The organism is Alphaproteobacteria bacterium, assembly GCA_016124955.1.
Classification (GTDB): domain Bacteria; phylum Pseudomonadota; class Alphaproteobacteria; order UBA9219; family RFNS01; genus RI-461.
This window is the reverse complement of record WGMR01000003.1, coordinates 38,977-54,573: the sequence shown is the minus strand read 5'-3', so window position 1 is coordinate 54,573 and position 15,597 is coordinate 38,977. Positions and strand designations below refer to the sequence as shown.

At 56.3% G+C, this 15,597-nt stretch carries 16 protein-coding genes; 4 read left to right on the top strand and 12 right to left on the bottom strand.

Annotated features, from left to right (window positions below; translation table 11 throughout):
• Positions 1 to 2 precede the first annotated feature (2 nt).
• The 4 genes from GC131_01175 to GC131_01160 all read right to left on the bottom strand — a co-directional run bounded on the left by GC131_01175 (position 3) and on the right by GC131_01160 (position 3,079).
• Positions 3 to 965: a lytic murein transglycosylase gene (locus GC131_01175; protein ID MBI1272684.1), complete on the bottom strand. Its 963-nt coding sequence runs from the start codon at positions 963 to 965 to the stop codon at positions 3 to 5.
• Complete coding sequence (locus GC131_01170) at positions 962 to 1,777, bottom strand: YdcF family protein (protein MBI1272683.1); 816 nt, start codon at positions 1,775 to 1,777, stop codon at positions 962 to 964. Before GC131_01170 ends, GC131_01175 begins: the two co-directional genes overlap by 4 nt.
• A 48-nt stretch (positions 1,778 to 1,825) precedes the next feature.
• The gene (locus tag GC131_01165) at positions 1,826 to 2,077 is read right to left on the bottom strand and encodes a DUF2312 domain-containing protein (protein ID MBI1272682.1); all 252 of its coding nucleotides are present in this window, start codon (positions 2,075 to 2,077) and stop codon (positions 1,826 to 1,828) included.
• Positions 2,078 to 2,143: 66 nt separating this feature from the next.
• Positions 2,144 to 3,079, bottom strand: a complete 936-nt coding sequence (locus GC131_01160) for a hypothetical protein (GenBank protein MBI1272681.1) — start codon at positions 3,077 to 3,079, stop codon at positions 2,144 to 2,146.
• A gap of 155 nt (positions 3,080 to 3,234) precedes the next feature.
• On the opposite strand from GC131_01160, the gene GC131_01155 reads away from it, so the two are divergent.
• On the top strand, positions 3,235 to 3,585 hold the full coding sequence (locus GC131_01155) for a hypothetical protein (protein MBI1272680.1): 351 nt from the start codon (positions 3,235 to 3,237) through the stop codon (positions 3,583 to 3,585).
• On the opposite strand, the gene GC131_01150 is transcribed toward GC131_01155, so the two are convergent.
• Positions 3,546 to 4,673: a P-loop NTPase gene (locus tag GC131_01150; GenBank protein ID MBI1272679.1), complete on the bottom strand. Its 1,128-nt coding sequence runs from the start codon at positions 4,671 to 4,673 to the stop codon at positions 3,546 to 3,548. The two genes, GC131_01155 and GC131_01150, sit on opposite strands and share 40 nt — an antisense overlap.
• An 88-nt stretch (positions 4,674 to 4,761) precedes the next feature.
• Here GC131_01150 and hflK point away from each other — a divergent pair, with 88 nt between their 5' ends.
• From hflK to GC131_01135, 3 genes are all read left to right on the top strand, one after another.
• Positions 4,762 to 5,898, top strand: a complete 1,137-nt coding sequence (gene hflK, locus GC131_01145) for an FtsH protease activity modulator HflK (protein MBI1272678.1) — start codon at positions 4,762 to 4,764, stop codon at positions 5,896 to 5,898.
• A gap of 7 nt (positions 5,899 to 5,905) precedes the next feature.
• A complete protein-coding gene (locus GC131_01140) occupies positions 5,906 to 6,772 on the top strand; it encodes a protease modulator HflC (protein ID MBI1272677.1) in 867 nt (288 codons plus the stop codon).
• A gap of 86 nt (positions 6,773 to 6,858) precedes the next feature.
• Positions 6,859 to 8,334, top strand: coding sequence for a Do family serine endopeptidase (locus GC131_01135; protein MBI1272676.1), 1,476 nt, complete (start codon positions 6,859 to 6,861; stop codon positions 8,332 to 8,334).
• Between the two features lie 7 nt (positions 8,335 to 8,341).
• Here the strand turns inward: GC131_01135 and serB are convergent, their stop codons facing one another.
• The 7 genes from serB to GC131_01100 form a co-directional block, all read right to left on the bottom strand.
• Entirely contained in the window at positions 8,342 to 9,244 is a 903-nt protein-coding gene (gene serB, locus GC131_01130; protein ID MBI1272675.1) for a phosphoserine phosphatase SerB, read from the bottom strand.
• A gap of 2 nt (positions 9,245 to 9,246) precedes the next feature.
• Complete coding sequence (locus GC131_01125; GenBank protein MBI1272674.1) at positions 9,247 to 9,906, bottom strand: SMC-Scp complex subunit ScpB; 660 nt, start codon at positions 9,904 to 9,906, stop codon at positions 9,247 to 9,249.
• Positions 9,907 to 9,911: 5 nt separating this feature from the next.
• On the bottom strand, positions 9,912 to 10,715 hold the full coding sequence (locus GC131_01120) for a segregation/condensation protein A (GenBank protein ID MBI1272673.1): 804 nt from the start codon (positions 10,713 to 10,715) through the stop codon (positions 9,912 to 9,914).
• Positions 10,716 to 10,864: 149 nt separating this feature from the next.
• Entirely contained in the window at positions 10,865 to 12,016 is a 1,152-nt protein-coding gene (gene nagZ / locus GC131_01115; protein MBI1272672.1) for a beta-N-acetylhexosaminidase, read from the bottom strand.
• The gene (locus GC131_01110; protein MBI1272671.1) at positions 11,889 to 12,650 is read right to left on the bottom strand and encodes a hypothetical protein; all 762 of its coding nucleotides are present in this window, start codon (positions 12,648 to 12,650) and stop codon (positions 11,889 to 11,891) included. The genes nagZ and GC131_01110 overlap by 128 nt, the downstream gene beginning before the upstream one ends.
• Positions 12,628 to 14,385: an arginine--tRNA ligase gene (locus tag GC131_01105; GenBank protein ID MBI1272670.1), complete on the bottom strand. Its 1,758-nt coding sequence runs from the start codon at positions 14,383 to 14,385 to the stop codon at positions 12,628 to 12,630. The genes GC131_01110 and GC131_01105 overlap by 23 nt, the downstream gene beginning before the upstream one ends.
• Complete coding sequence (locus GC131_01100) at positions 14,385 to 15,563, bottom strand: deoxyguanosinetriphosphate triphosphohydrolase (GenBank protein ID MBI1272669.1); 1,179 nt, start codon at positions 15,561 to 15,563, stop codon at positions 14,385 to 14,387. Before GC131_01100 ends, GC131_01105 begins: the two co-directional genes overlap by 1 nt.
• Positions 15,564 to 15,597 lie beyond the last annotated feature (34 nt).

The following is a 15,597-nucleotide window of genomic DNA, read 5'->3' as shown; positions in this document are numbered from 1 at the left end:
AATCAGGACGCTATTTCATCAGCAAGAAGCCCAACCGTGGTAGCAAAATATGTGGACCTGTTCCAGCGCATGAGCGCGCGGTAATTATCATATACCAGATAACTTGCACCGCCGGCGCCATCCGGCTGTACTAGCGAAGCTTTTATGTCTTCCAGCGGCAACGGCTGGCCATTGCTTTGGCGCACACCCGCCCCGTGCCACGCTCTGAGCGATTGCGCGTAATCAAGCCCCGCGTGCCGCGCAGCCACCGGCTTCGTGAGCCGCACAGCCCGCCCCCATGTAATGCCATCACGCCAGCCTTCGGCCCGCAGATAATTTGCCATGGATGCGAACACATCGGGCAGTGTGGACCAAATATCCCGCCGTCCGTCGCGATTGTAATCGACCGCGTAATGCAAAAACGTTGTCGGCATAAACTGGCATTGTCCCATGGCGCCCGCCCACGAACCTTCCATCTCGTAGGCGCCAATTTCGCCGCGCTCCAGGATCGACAGCGCGTTCATCAGCTCGCCACGAAAATAGCCGGACCGGCGCCCGTCATAGGCAAGCGTGGCAAGGGAATCGATAACATTGAAGCCGCCTGTATATGTGCCATAGCGGGTTTCAACGCCCCAAAGCGCCACAATATATTTGGCCGCAACCCCATATTGCTGCGCAATACCTTGCAAAAGCGCAAAATGTTCGCGGTACAGCGCGCGCCCTTGTTCGATCATCGTGTTCGTGACGTTACGTTTTTTGTATTCTTCAAAAGTGATGCGCCCTTCCGGCTGCTTGCGATCAAGCCGCAAAACATCGTATTGAAGCTCGGTGCCTGCCAAAGCCGTATCTAGCGTGGCACCGCTAACCCCGCGCTGCATCGCTTCCTGCCGCACGCCGCCCAGCCACACATCGAACGGTATTGTATTGGCCTGCGCAGGCACAGAAACCGCAACGACAAACAGCGTGAATAGAAACACTTTGATCATTCCCGTACCGGCCCCGGAAAGAAACTGTCCATTCTACCCATCAGATAATACGCAATGTGGCCAAGCCATTCATGCACCGCCATATGCAGTTGGCCAAGGTTACGGGTCACATCGAATTTGATCAGCGTGTCATATGTTCCGGTCGTGAAATAACCCGCCGGGTAGGGTATGACGTTCCAGCCTTGCTGTTCAAACACGCCAACGGCGCGGGAAAGATGGAACGCACTTGTGACCAGCACCCATGGTTGCCTGATTTCATCCCCCAGCAGCTTCGCGGCGTTGGCGGCGTTCTGAAAGGTGTTTTTTGAAGTGCTTTCGTAAACGACTTTACGGTTCATACCCATGGCCTGCAGAAGCCCCTTGGCCACAACCGATTCTGTAACGGGCAAATCGCCCTCTTTCATGCGTCCGGTCCCACCGGCAAAAACGAGTTTTGCTTCAGGATGTTCACGGGCAAGCTTCGTAAACTGGATTAAGCGTTCGCCGGCGTAATTTATGCTCGGTTGCCCGCGATGAAAGGCAACAGCCTCGTTTTCTGTGCCGCCAAGCACAACAATACCATAAACCTTTTGCGGTAAATCGGGCACCGGAAAACGGTTTTCAAGCGGCGTTAACAGCCATTCGCCCATCGGCAACGCCGAAATGGCGACCAGTGCGGCAGCGCTAAGGCCAAGCAAACGGCGTCCAAACCGCCTTAGCCCCTCGGGCTTGCAAAAACCCAGAACAAGCCCCGCTGCCAAAAGAATGACCAGCAAACTGGGCGGGGAAAACAAAAGCCAGAAAACCTTGCTAAAAACATAGAGGCCGGACATCGTCGCACCCTTTCAAGGTTTCCGGGTCGCGAGCCAAGCCGGTTGCTATCAGCTTTCCATGCCGAGAACGGACTTGTAAAGCTCAAGCAGCTCCTGCTGCTCAACCCGCTGCTGCTCTTCCATTTTGCGCAGCCTGATCACCTGCCGCATGACCTTCGGATCAAAGCCGGTTCCCTTGGCTTCCGCATAGACTTCGCGGATATCCGTCGCCACGGCGGCTTTATCTTCTTCCAGCTTTTCAATGCGCTTGATGAAGGATTTCAAACGGTCAGCGGAAACATTTCCTGACGCTTCAGGCATACGTGAACCTCGTGTGAATGTGTGCGGGGCTTGGCAAAATAGCGCGCGTAGCGTTCCGATCAAGCCCTATTCTTCTTCGACCCTGCCAGAACGATACATAGCGTAGCGTGCCGCCAGGTTATTCGCGGTGGCACGGATCGCCTGATAGCTGGCTTCCAGCAGGTTTTCATTATTGAAGGATTCCTGAACGCCGAAGGTGCCCTTCGCATATTCCGGCGAATAAGGATACTTGCGGTCACCGGCAATCGGGAAATCCGCCTGCTGGCGGAACTGATCGACGGCGATAATCATGCCATCGGCGCGCACAAGCTGGGCCGTGCCTTCAAACGTGACATAGCGAATACCGCCGCCGCTGGCGCCGGCGAGCAAAAACCCTTCCTTACGGCGCGAAAGGATCAGCTGCCCATCAACCAGCAGGAAGGCATCAGCCCCCATGGCGCTGGTGATGCTGCCGATAGCGCCAAGCATCGGGTAGGAGGTAAAGCGCTGGTCATATGCGCCGCCGCCCTTGGTCTTGGCGGGAAGCTTGAATGAGAAGTTGTTTTCCGGATCGGGGAAAATACGCGTGTTCGCGCTCGTGACGCGGTCGTTCTTCGTATCGGAATCTTCGCGCAGCTTCCAGCCGTGATAGGCCATCTTTTCCTGCGACTGTGCATTCAGCGCATGGCTCGCGGAACGTTCGACGAAACCTGCCTCGTAATCGAAACCGTGTTCATAAAGCTTTTTGCTGTAGGGCGGGGAAACCACGTTAAAGCCGCGTGCAAGCAGCGCCCCTGAAAACTCTTCTTCAAACTTGGTTAGCACATTCATAAGTGCGGCCGTGTCGTTGCTGAGCACGGGCATCGACTGTTCCTGGCGGCTGCTGATGGTCGCGAACGCAATCGTGTTCACCCCCGTCATGGCTTCGGGGCGCACATCAAGCGTCTCTATTTCCTGTGTAGAACAGGCAGTCAGCAACAAGGCGGCTAAAGCGGGGACGGCAAAGAAACGAGCTTGCAACATGGTATTCCCTCGTAGATGAAGACAAAGATTCCAGCCACATGACCAGCATACCGGGGGAGCCCGAGATTGGCATAAGTAATCAGCGGTGCCAAGAAAAACTTGCGATTCAGTGACTTGCTGGCAATAATGGCCATCGGCCAAGGAGTACACCCTAAATGCCTTATATTATCCGCGACAAAGACGGCAACATCACAAAAGCAAGCGTTAGGATGATCCCCAACGCCGATTTTTTGCCGCATACGGACGCGAAACTTAAGGCGTTTGTCGAATCACGCGGCGTCAAGCTGGCCGACATCGAAGGCTCCCTTGAAGAACTGCGGCGCACCGACTTGGATATGTCGCGCGCCGTTGAAGATGTCATCACCGCGCTGCTGAAAAAAAATATTTTGAAGATGACGGACCTGCCCAAGGCGGTACAAGACCGCATAGCGCTTCGCGTAAAAATGCGCGCGCTGATCGCCGAAGCCTACGACCGCGCTTCGGACAGCAAGGCGGCCTCGCGCTGATCCGTCGCGCCCTTCTCCGCCAAACCAGCCAATATCGCACGTGCAATCGCGCCATAGGTCCGCGCTTGCGGGCTTTCAGGCTGTGCCACAACAAGCGGCAACCCATCGTCCGATGTCTTGCGTATATCCAGATCAATCGGAATTTCGCCAAGGAATGCACAACCCATCTTGGCCGCCTCTTCGCGCGCGCCGCCATGTGCGAATATCTCGCTCCGCTCTCCGCAATGCGGGCACTGAAAGAAGCTCATGTTCTCTATGATGCCCAGCACGGGCACATCGACACGGCGAAACATGTTCAACCCCTTGCGGGCATCTATAAGGGCGATATCTTGAGGCGTTGAAACAATGACGGCGCCCGCAAGCTGCACTTGCTGCGTTAGCGTCAATTGCGCGTCCCCCGTGCCCGGCGGCATATCGACGACAAGGATATCAAGCTCGCCCCACATTACATCACGTAACATCTGCTGGATCGCGCCCATCACCATGGGGCCGCGCCAGATGGTGGGCGTGCTTTCATTCGTGACAAAGCCGATCGACATAACGGTAAGCCCGTGCCGCTCGATCGGAACGATTTTCTTTTCCGGCGTGAGCTTCGGTCGTTCTTCAATGCCCAGCATACGCGGAACCGAAGGGCCGTAGATATCGGCATCAAGCAAGCCAACCTTTTTGCCTGTGCCCGCCATAGCAAGCGCGAGGTTGACCGCCGTCGTGGATTTCCCGACACCGCCCTTCCCGGATGCGACCGCCACAATCTGCTTAATGCCCTTTATTTCCATGCGAGCGGGCGGGCGCGGACGGCCACCGGGCAGCGGCTTGAGCTGCGTGGCACGGTGCGCCGTGAGTACCGCGGTCACAGCCGCCACACCCGGTAATACGGCAACGACGCGCTCCGCTTCCTGCCGCAAGGTTTCCATCTCCGCGCCACGCGCAGGATCAATTTCGATCGAAAAGCTGACATGTTCGCCCTTTTCGCCCGCGCTGGTATTGAGCCCTGCTATCATATTCAGGCTGACGATATCTTTCCTGTGGATAGGGTCTATAACCTGCCGAAGGGCCTGAATAATTTTATCCTGCATTTGCCGTGCCATTGCTGCATTACATCCTGTATAACCGATTAAGCTTGATTATGACCCGCGATAGCCAATATAGCTAGCGCATCGCTAACAGGGAGCAGCCATGAGCTGGAATGAAAACAAGGGCGGTCCGTGGGGTTCGGCGGGCGGCAATAGGCCGAAAAACCCGTGGCAAAACAATAATGGCTCGGGCAACGGTGGCGGCAATGGACAGCAGCCTCCGCCAGATATCGATGCCGTGTGGCGCGAAATCCAACAAAAGATGAACCAGTATTTTCCAGGCGGCCAGCATCGCAGCCGCGGTATTTTTGTTGCCGTCCTTGTTGTGGCCGGGCTGTGGCTCGCCAGCGGTTTTTATCAGGTTTCAGCCGGTCAGCTCGGCGTCGTGCTCCGTTTCGGCAGCCCGACGCGCATCGAAGCGCCGGGCCTGCGTTACCATTTACCTATGCCAATCGAGCAAGTTATTTTGCCGGACGTTACATCGGCGCGGAAAACCGAAATCGGCTTCAGCGCCGACCGGCGCGGCAATTCTGACCGCGACATTCCCGATGAAAGCATGATGCTGACAGGCGATGAAAACATCATCGACGTTAACTTCGAAGTGATCTGGCAGGTCGATCCCGTCAAGGTAAAAGATTACCTGTTCAACATCCGGGACCCGGAATTGATGGTCAAGGCGGCGGCGGAAAGCGTCATGCGTGACGTTATCGGTACCACCAACATCCAGACCGCGCTTACCGGCGGCCGTTCGCTGATCGAACAAAGAACCATCGAATATCTGCAAAAGCTGCTTAGCCAGTACCAGGCGGGCATTCTGATCACACAGGTCAATCTGCGTAGCGCCCGCCCGCCCGCCGAAGTGGCCGATGCCTTTCAGGATGTGACCCGCGCGCGGTCGGACAAGGAAACAGCCATCAATAAGGCCGAGACCTATAAAAGCCGCGTCGTGCCGGAAGCCGAAGGCGAAGCGGCACGCAAGATCCAGGAAGCCGAAGCTTACAAGAAGCAGGTTGTGAATATCGCGAAGGGCAACGCTGAACGTTTTCTGAGCGTTTACGAGTCCTACAAGCTTTCAAAGGACACAACGGCCAAGCAAATGTACATGGATGCCATGGAAAGCATTTTGCAAGATGCGCATAAGATCGTGATCGACCCCAAGAACGGCAGCGGCACCACGTCTTACTTGCCACTGAACGAGCTGATCAAGCCCCCGGCCACACAAAAATCAAGCAGGAACTGAGCCAGCCATGCACCAGCTCAAAATCACTATCCTGATAATCCTGGTTACCGTTGTCATGATCGTGACGACCAGCACGCTTTACGTTGTCGATCCCGCGCAACAGGCCATCGTGTTCCAGTTCCGCGAAAAGAAACGCGTTGTGAAGGATCCGGGGCTTTATGCCAAATTGCCCTTCATCCAAGACGTTATGTACTTCGACAAGCGCATCCTGCCGCTTGAGCCCACAGGTCAGGTCATTATTCTTGATGAGCAAAAGCTGCTTGATGTCGATGGGTTCGCCCGCTGGCACATCACGGATCCATTTGTGTTCTTCCAGACCTTGCGCGACGAACGCATCGCCGTTGACCGGTTAAACGGGTTGCTGAACTCTTCGATTCGCAACGTGCTCGGCACCGTAAAGGTTTCCGATCTTTTGTCCGATAAGCGCATCGAGATTATGGAACGCATCCGCGATGAAATGAATGCATCAGCCGTGCGTTTTGGCGTCGAGGTCATTGACGTGCGCATTCGCCGCACTGATTTGCCGCGTGAAACGGTACAAAACGTCTTCAACCGCATGCAATCGGAGCGCCAGCGCGAAGCCGCCGCATTGCGCGCCGAAGGCGCCAAAATCGCCAATGAAACGCAGGCTAAGGCCGATGCCGAAGTAACCGGCATCCTTTCGCAGGCACAAAGCGAAGCACAGAAGATTCGTGGCGAAGGCGACAAGGAAGCGCTCAAGACCCTCGCTGAAGCTACCAGCCGCGATCCACAATTCTTCGCTTTCTACCGCTCGCTGGAGGCCTACAAAGTGGCTCTGCCGCCGGATAACACAACCTATGTGCTCTCCCCCGACAGCGAATTCTTCAAGAACTTCAGCAACGGCGGGCGATAGGCATTTACCGCATCTGCGCCCTCTGTCATAAATTCGCCTTAAACTTTTCCTTGATTCTTCTCCGTTACAAACGGGAGGGTATTGTGATGTTGCGCCGTAGCGTTCTTTCTTTTCTCTGCCTTGTTTTCTTTCTGTCCGCTTCGCCAGCGCATGCGGCGGCGCCCCATGCCAGCTATGCCGACCTCGCCGAAAAGCTTTTGCCGGCGGTCGTGAATATTTCCACCACAAGCAAGCGCGGCTTCGATAACGCAGAAGAAACGATGCCGGATATGCCGCAATTCCCGCCCGGATCGCCGTTCGAGGATTTTTTCCGCGATTTCATGGAACGCCATCAAGGCATGACGCCGCAGCAGCGCAAGGTTACCTCGCTGGGCTCCGGCTTTATCATCGACCCCGATGGGCTGATCGTCACCAACAACCACGTTATTCAAGATGCCGACGAAATTACCGTTATCCTGCATGACGACACCAACCTGAAAGCCGAGGTTGTGGGTCGCGATAAGAAAACCGACCTTGCCTTGCTTAAAGTCAAGCCGAAGAAAAAATTACAGGCCGTGCAATGGGGCGATAGCGACAAAATGCGCGTGGGCGACCCTGTGCTTGCGATCGGCAATCCGTTCGGTCTTGGCGGTACGGTCACCGCCGGCATTATTTCCGCGCGCGCGCGCGATATCAATTCAGGCCCCTATGACGATTATTTGCAAACCGATGCATCAATCAACCGCGGCAATTCTGGCGGGCCTATGTTCAATCTCGATGGCGAGGTTATCGGCATCAATACGGCTATTTTCTCGCCCACCGGCGGATCGGTCGGGATTGGTTTTGCCATCCCTGCCGCGCTCGCCAAGGGCATTGTCACGCAGCTGAAAGACCACGGCTACACCAAGCGCGGTTGGCTTGGCGTCAAGATACAAACCGTGACGGACGATATTGCCAGCAGCCTCGGCCTAGATAAGGCCCGCGGCGCGCTCGTGTCCGAAGTTACCCCCGGCGGTCCAGCCGAAAAAGCGGGCTTGAAGTCCGGCGATGTCATCACCGGTTTTGACGGCAAAGACGTTGATGAAATGCGCCGCCTTCCCCGCATGGTCGCCGAAACGCCCGTGGACAAAAAAGTTGATATTGATCTGTGGCGCGATGGCAAGAAGCGTACGCTTGGCCTGAAACTGGGCGAGCTCAAACCCAGCGACGACGAAGACGATGAAGATAAGCCAACAAGCGACGCCAAGGAAAACACGCCCAAGGCCGACAAAATCGACGATCTTGGCGTTAGCGTCATTCCGCTTTCAAGCGACATGCGCAAGCGCTATTCGATCAAGACAGAAACCAAGGGCATGCTGGTTACGGACGTAAAGCTTAACGGGCCGGCGGATGACCGGGGCTTGCAATCGGGTGACATCATTGCCGAAATCAACCAGAAGGCCGTTACGTCTTCTGACGAGGTCAAAAAGCAGGTCGCCGCCGCCAAGAAGGACAAAAAGCCCGTCCTGATGCTGGTCGAGCGCAAGGGCGACATGCGCTTCGTCGCTGTTCCGCTTAGGGACGATAAGAAAGACAAGGACTAGGCGCAGCCTAAGCCACAAATTCAGCTTTCCTGTAACCTTGCAGGTATAGCAGCGCCGTAAGATCGCAATGCCGGATGCGATGGCGCACGGACGCGTTTACGCTCGGCTTGGCATGAAAAGCGACCCCGAAGCCCCCGGCCTCCCCTGCCCCCAAAAGCATGGGCAAATCATTCGCGCCATCCCCTACGGCAATGGTTTTGGCCGGATCAACTCCTAGCTCGCTCGCGGCAAGCTGCAGCGTCGCAAGCTTGGCGTCCTTATCAAGGATCGGTTCCCGCACGCCGCCGGTCAGCGCACCACCCGTAACAACAAATTCATTGCCAAATTCGCGCTCAAACCCCAGCGCGGCGGCAACGATACGGGTAAAAACACGAAAGCCGCCAGAAACCAGCCAGCATTTTGCGCCATTCCGCGCCATGGTAGCCGTAAGCGCCCTAGCGCCCGGCGTATAGGTCATACGCTTTGCCATGTCCGCCAGCAAACTTTCCGGCTGCCCCTTGAACAAAAGCACGCGTTCTTTCACGGCAGCAATAAAATCAAGCTCGCCATTCATGGCACGGCGCGTGATATCCGCCACCTGCGGCCGCGCATCTACAACCTCGGCCATTTCATCCAGCATTTCCTGCTCGATAATGGTCGATTCCATATCAGCCAACAGGAATGTCTTGCGGCGATTTTTTCCGTCATGCAAAACCGCGTCGATTCTCATACCCGCAGCAACGGCTTCGACAACCAGCAGGATATCGGCTTCCGCGCCTTGCACCGTGCAATCCACGGCTTCATCGGGCGCAAGCCAATCGGTGGCGCTTAGGGCGCACCCTTTTGCTTGTAATGCCGCTGAAAGATGCGCGACCCATTCTTGTGTCAGGGCGGTTTCGCCCGGCGGGGCGATCAGCGTAACGACGGCCATGACTATGAAGCCGCGGCCATGGTCTCGTCACGATCAAATGTACGATCTTCTTCCTCGTTCCACGTGGCGGCGTCTTCGCCAAGCGTGTTATCTTCCTTGTTCGCGGGCATCGCCTCAAGAACCGGGCGCGCATCAAGCAGGCCGGCGGCACGCAAATCGTCAATGCCGGGCAAATCGGTCAGTGCGGCAAGGTTGAAGTGGCTCAGGAAATCCTGCGTCGTAACCCATGTAAACGGGCGGCCCGGGGTTTCACGGCGGCGGCCGGGGCGTACCCAACCAAGGCCCAAAAGCAGTTCAAGGGTTTCGGACGCCACGGAAACACCCCGGATCGATTCAATTTCCGCGCGCGTAATGGGCTGATGGTAGGCAACGATCGCCAGCGTTTCGGCGGCGACGCGCGGCAGCTTGCGGCGGCGTTCCGTTGTGATCTGCATAACGCCCGCAAGGTCGGGCGCGGTGCGGAAACTCCAGGCGCCATCGGTTTCCACCAGGTTGACGCCGCGGTCGCTGTAGGATTCCTGCAGTTCCGCAACCAGCCCTGCGATATCCGCCTCATCGCCCAGCCGTTCCTGTATCATGGAAGCGGACAGCGGTTCGGGCGAAGCGAACAGAAGCGCTTCAAGGGTACGGAGATTCTGTTGTTCCTGCTGCTGATCGGTCATAACGCTTACTCTGCTACGGTTGAGGTTGCTGAATTTTCGGCGCGGCGCACATAAATGGGGGCGAAGGTGCCGTCTTGCCTTATTTGAATTTCTCCAAGCTTCACCATTTCAAGCGAAGCCGCGAAGGTCGAAGCAATGGCGGAACGCGCCGCCAGCGGGTCTTGAAGCATATCCGGGATGAAATCGGCAAGCTGCATCCATTGCGGCGCATAGCCGACCATGTTGCGAAGCCGCTGCAACGCGTCTTCCAGAGAAAGCAGCTTGTCGAGCGGCAACTGATAGGAAGGTGATTTTTTGCGGCGCAGCGGTTGCGTCAGCGCATGCAACAGATCGGTCACGCGCAAATAGTAAACCGGCTTTTCGATAATCTCGATCTCGTCCGGAACGCCGCGCATAAAAACATCGCGCCCGAGCTGCGGCAAGCCTTGCAGATCCTGCGCTGCCTTCTGCATGGCTTCGAGCCGCAGAAGCTGGAAGCGCAGCGCCTCGGCCATATCCGTCGCCGGCGGCTCGTCTGCCTTGGCTTCCGGCAGAAGCAGCCTCGATTTCAGGAACGCCAGCCACGCCGCAACCACAAGATAATCGGCCGCGATTTCAAGCCGCAGCTTCCGCGCCTCGTTGATATAAAGAAGATATTGTTCCGCCAGCGCGAGGATCGATATCTTGGCAAGATCGACCTTCTGGTCGCGCGCAAGATTAAGCAGCAGGTCGATAGGCCCTTCGAATCCGTCCAGATTGACAACAAGGTCGCAGCCATCGGCTTCGATAGCTTCATATCCCGTTTCATCCCGCTTTACTGCTTGTTCCATTTTTATCTGCCTGAATCGCGAATAAGTTCAGCACTTTACTTGAAATAGCTTTTGAGTCGCATCAGCATTTTACGGTTAAACCATATGGTTTTGAACATAAAAACATCCTTTTTTATCATTATGATATCAGTAAATTCTAATGTTATTTCTTAAATAGCCAGTGCCGTGCCGCCTAAAATCATGTCCAGCCTGCTGGCAAGGCCATGCTCATCCACGAAGCCCGGCTTCCTCAGCAGCCGCTTGGAAGCATGCTCCCATCGGGCCCAGGCGATATCCGTCATGCGCGGCAAACTGCGCCCTATCTCGATCATGCCCGGCATGCCGCCCTGACAGTAAAGCAGCACATCCGTACCCGCCTGCAGCGCGTCACGTGCCCGGTCTTCCAACCGCCCTTTAAGCGCATGCATGTCCAGGTCATCGGAAAATAGCAAGCCTTCAAACCTGATCTTTTCGCGTATGAACTTGATAACCTTTTCAGACATGGATGTTGGTTTTGCGGGGTCAATGCCTTTGAACAAAACATGACATGTCATGCCAATCGGCATATCGCGCAGCGCAATAAAGGGTTTGATGTCTGTCTCTTCCAGCTCGGCCTCTGTCGCATCCACAACCGGAAGCGCCAGATGCGGATCGACGGTGGCGCGGCCATGCCCGGGCATGTGTTTGATAACCGGCAACACGCCGACCTCAAGCAACCCGGCGGTGAAAGCGCGTCCGAGCGCGGTGACGGCATCAATCTTGTCAGAAAACGCCCGGTCGCCAATCGCGTCATGAGTAACGGGGAATGTTAGATCAAGCAAAGGGGCGCAATCGACCGTCACACCCATTTTCGCAAGCTCATGGCCCATAAGCGTGGCATGGATTTTCATCGCCTCGGTAGCCAGTTCGGGGTCGTTCTTCCATATGTCCCCGAACACGCCCGCAGCCGGATATTTGGGCCATACGGGCGGCTTGAGCCGTGATACCCGCCCGCCTTCCTGATCGATAAGAATAGGCGCATCGGGCCGCCCTACGGTTTCGCGCATTTCCGCCGTCAGTTGTTTGATCTGATCGCGGCTCTGACAATTACGCTGAAACAGAATGAACCCGAGCGGGTTGATATCTGCAAAGAAGCTGCGTTCGCCCGCCGAAAGCTTCGTGCTGGCGCAACCGAATATAATCGGGCGGGGGCGGTCAGGGTTTGACAACCAAACACCCGCCTTTCTGGGCTTTAATATCTGTGCAAATCCGCTCCGCGTCCTTGGTGGAAATGCCCGGGCTTTGAATGCGGTAATAAACCCCCTTGCTGCCAAGGTCGGCACGGATCACAAGCAATTTTACATCGCCCAGCGCGCCGGAATATTTCTTTTGCAGCCGCGCAAGTTCCGCTTTCGCCTTGCTGGCGTCCGGGAAAGCCGCAAGCTGAACGCGTGTACTGCCTTTTTGTACCTGCTGCTTGCTCGTGCTTTCGCTCGTTTTGGCCGGCTCGGGCTTGGCCGCCTCAGGCGGCTTTTCTTCTACCTTGGCAGCGGGCTTTTCCGCTTCCTTGGGCTCTTCTGTCGCAACGGGCTTTTCGACCGATGCCTCCGGTTCAACATTTTCCGGCGCAGGCTTTTCGGCCGGCGGCAATAAACGTTCGACTTTTTGCGTTCCCGCCCCCGCGTCACCCGCGATTTTGTTATAAATATTGATATCCTGATACGGAATTTCGATGCCGCCCGGCTGTTCCGGCCGTTCCTTGGCCGGTTCGGCATCCGCCTGCACGATCACAGGTTCGATCGGCACGTCGTCGCCCGAAAAAGCGAAAAAATAAACAAGCCCGGCGATGACCAATAAAGCAAGCACGCCGCAAAAAACCAGCTTACGTGGCATGATGGCCGGTTCCGGCTCGGCATGATGCGGGCGGTTGTCCGGATCCGGGAACAGGGAAGATTCAGGCGGCGGCGGATTGATCATCGCGTAATTCCTCAAGCGGCTTAACGCCCAGAACGGCAAGGCCGCTGGCTATAACCGTACGCACGGCCTGAACCATGGCCAACCTTGCCCATGATAGGGCTTCATCGTCTTCATGCAAGAAGCGAAGGCTATTATCCTCCCTCCCCTTGTTCCAAAAGCCGTGAAACTGGCCTGCAAGCTCAATCAGGTAATAGGTAACGCGATGCGGTTCATGCGCTTCCGCCGCCGCTTCAACAATACGCGGCCAGTTAGCCAGCGCGCGAATCAGCTGCAATTCCTCGGCATGCCCGAGCCGATCGAACGGCGCGCCAACAAGATCTTCGTTTTTCTGGCTGATCTTCGGGAACATCTCGGCCCCGTGCCGCAAAACCGAACAGCAACGGGCGTGCGCATACTGCACATAAAATACAGGGTTATCGCGCGATTGTTCGACCACTTTCACAAAATCGAACTCGAGTTCCGTATCCGGTGTGCGTGACATCATAAAGAAGCGCACCGCGCCCGGGCCGACCTCTTCGACAATTTCACGCAACGTAATGATGTTGCCGGAACGCTTGGAAAGCTTTACAGGCTCGCCGTTTTTGAAAACCTTGACGATGGAATTAAAAATAACATCGAGCCGCGCCTTCCCGTCGCTGAAGGCCGCGACGGCCGGGCGCATGCGCTCAAGGTAGCCGCCATGATCCTTGCCCAACACGTTGATCATCCATGTATAACCGCGGCGAATTTTGTCATAATGATAGGCGATATCGGGCATAATATAGGCCCATGTGCCATCACGCTTCTTCAGCGGCCTGTCGGTTGAATCTCCGAACTGGCTGGAACGGAACAGGGTCAGCGGCAACGGCTCCCAATCTTCCATAGCCTTGCCGCGCGGCGGCGGCAGCGTGCCGGTGTAAATCAGGTCACGTTCTTCCAGAATTTGGAAGCATTTATCCAACGTGCCGTTCTCGATCATCTCGCGTTCATTCGTGAACACATCATGATGGATGCCGATCAGGTCCAGATCCTTGCGGATCATACCCATCATATGCTGAACCGCAAAATCACGTATCGGCGCCAGCCATGCCGCTTCATCCTTGCCTAGCCATTGCTTGCCGTCGCGCTGCGCCAAAGCTTGCGCCACGTCCTTCAAATATTCGCCCGGGTACAGGCCTTCGGGTATCGCGCCGATATCTTCGCCCAACGCCTCCCGGTAGCGCAGAAACGTCGTGCGCGCCAATACATCGACCTGCGTGCCAGCATCGTTGAAGTAATATTCACGATCAACATCAAACCCGGCCTTGGCCAAAAGGTTTGCCAACGTATCGCCGATCACGGCACCGCGCACATGCCCCGCATGCATCGGCCCCGTGGGGTTGGCGGAAACATATTCGATGTTTACGCGTTCCTTCTTGCCCGCATCGCTGTCGCCATAGTTGGTGCCGGCATACAAAATTTCTTTTGCTTCTGCGTGCCAAGCTGCTGGCTGAAGGCGTAAATTGATGAAGCCCGGACCGGCGATGGTAGCATCAGCGATCAGCGCGTGCTCCTTAAGCTTGGCGACAATCACTTCAGCAATCTGGCGCGGCGGCTTGCCCGCCAGCTTGGTTAGCACCATGGCCGCGTTGGTCGCGATATCGCCATGGCTCGCGTCACGCGGCGGCTCGACCGTGAAATCGGGCGGCTCTTGCGTTAAACCGAATGCCGCAATCGCATCTTTGATGGCGGCGCGCATGGTTCCATATACTGACATCAGATCTTCATATCCTTATCGATCAGGCGGCGATATTCGGTAATAGCATACCGGTCGGTCATGCCCGCAATATAATCCGCGATTATCCTTGCGCGCCCGGCATTGTCCTTTGCGGCGTTGACTTTTTCCAGCCACGAAGCGGGCAAGCCCTTTTCCGGCTGCTCCATATACAGCCCGAATAGCCCGCTAATAAGCGCCTTTGCCTTCGTCAGCATATCGTTGACCTTACCATGCCGGTAAACATGCCCCATCAAATATGCCCGCAGGGTTTTGAAATGTTCCTGCATTGCCGGGCTGCATGCAATCAACGGCCGCCCGGCCCCACGCACGGCGGCGGCGTCAGCCGGTTTTGCCGCAGCAAGCAGGCCCCGGCTGGTTTCAAGCAAATCGGTTGCCATTGCACCGATCACCTGGCGCACGACTTCATGCACTTGCCGCCCGGCATCGACCCCGGGATATTTTGCGCGCACGATCTTAAGCTCGTCAGCGAACAGCGGCATTTCCTCCATATCGTCGATGCGTAAAAAGCCGGCCCTGATCCCGTCATCCACGTCATGCGTATTATAGGCAATATCATCCGCCATTGACGCAACCTGCGCTTCAAGGCCCGGCCAGCCCGTAAGTTCGAGATCCCACTTTTCCTGAAACGCCGCGATCGTAACGGGCAACGGCTTGCCCGCCGCTCCCGGCAACAGGGGGCCGTTGTGCTTGGCGATCCCTTCAAGCGTTTCCCATGTAAGGTTAAGCCCGTTGAAAGCGGCATAGCGCTGCTCGAGCTTGGTTAGAATTCTGAACGTCTGGTCGTTATGGTCGAACCCGCCATAGGGTTGCATCATATCCTGCAAGGCATATTCACCCGCATGGCCAAAACATGTGTGGCCAAGATCGTGCGCGAGAGCGATCGCTTCGGTCAGGTCTTCATCGATCCCCAGATTACGGCTGATCGAACGGGCGATTTGCGCAACCTCAAGCGAATGGGTTAGCCGGGTGCGGTAAAAATCACCTTCCGACTCAATAAAAACCTGTGTTTTGTTGCGAAGCTTGCGAAAAGCCCCGGAATGGACGATCCGGTCCCGGTCGCGCTGGTATTCGCTACGCGAAGCGCTGGCAGGTTCGGGCAGCAAGCGTCCGCGCGTCCCGGCCGCTAGGGTGGCATAGGGCTTAAGATCGTGGGTCAAGGCTGGCTCATAAGGTCTTTAAACATCCGGCACG

Excerpts from the sequence above, each read along its gene's own strand:
- GC131_01140 (MBI1272677.1), top strand. The coding sequence starts at position 5,906 with ATGCACCAGCTCAAAATCACTATCCTGATAATCCTGGTTACCGTTGTC.
- GC131_01125 (MBI1272674.1), bottom strand. The coding sequence starts at position 9,906 with ATGACCGATCAGCAGCAGGAACAACAGAATCTCCGTACCCTTGAAGCG.
- GC131_01175 (MBI1272684.1), bottom strand. The coding sequence starts at position 965 with ATGATCAAAGTGTTTCTATTCACGCTGTTTGTCGTTGCGGTTTCTGTG.
- serB (MBI1272675.1), bottom strand. The coding sequence starts at position 9,244 with ATGGCCGTCGTTACGCTGATCGCCCCGCCGGGCGAAACCGCCCTGACA.
- GC131_01110 (MBI1272671.1), bottom strand. The coding sequence starts at position 12,650 with ATGATCAATCCGCCGCCGCCTGAATCTTCCCTGTTCCCGGATCCGGAC.
- GC131_01165 (MBI1272682.1), bottom strand. The coding sequence starts at position 2,077 with ATGCCTGAAGCGTCAGGAAATGTTTCCGCTGACCGTTTGAAATCCTTC.
- GC131_01150 (MBI1272679.1), bottom strand. The coding sequence starts at position 4,673 with ATGGCACGGCAAATGCAGGATAAAATTATTCAGGCCCTTCGGCAGGTT.
- GC131_01120 (MBI1272673.1), bottom strand. The coding sequence starts at position 10,715 with ATGGAACAAGCAGTAAAGCGGGATGAAACGGGATATGAAGCTATCGAA.
- GC131_01170 (MBI1272683.1), bottom strand. The coding sequence starts at position 1,777 with ATGTCCGGCCTCTATGTTTTTAGCAAGGTTTTCTGGCTTTTGTTTTCC.
- GC131_01155 (MBI1272680.1), top strand. The coding sequence starts at position 3,235 with ATGCCTTATATTATCCGCGACAAAGACGGCAACATCACAAAAGCAAGC.
- GC131_01105 (MBI1272670.1), bottom strand. The coding sequence starts at position 14,385 with ATGTCAGTATATGGAACCATGCGCGCCGCCATCAAAGATGCGATTGCG.
- GC131_01160 (MBI1272681.1), bottom strand. The coding sequence starts at position 3,079 with ATGTTGCAAGCTCGTTTCTTTGCCGTCCCCGCTTTAGCCGCCTTGTTG.
- hflK (MBI1272678.1), top strand. The coding sequence starts at position 4,762 with ATGAGCTGGAATGAAAACAAGGGCGGTCCGTGGGGTTCGGCGGGCGGC.
- GC131_01135 (MBI1272676.1), top strand. The coding sequence starts at position 6,859 with ATGTTGCGCCGTAGCGTTCTTTCTTTTCTCTGCCTTGTTTTCTTTCTG.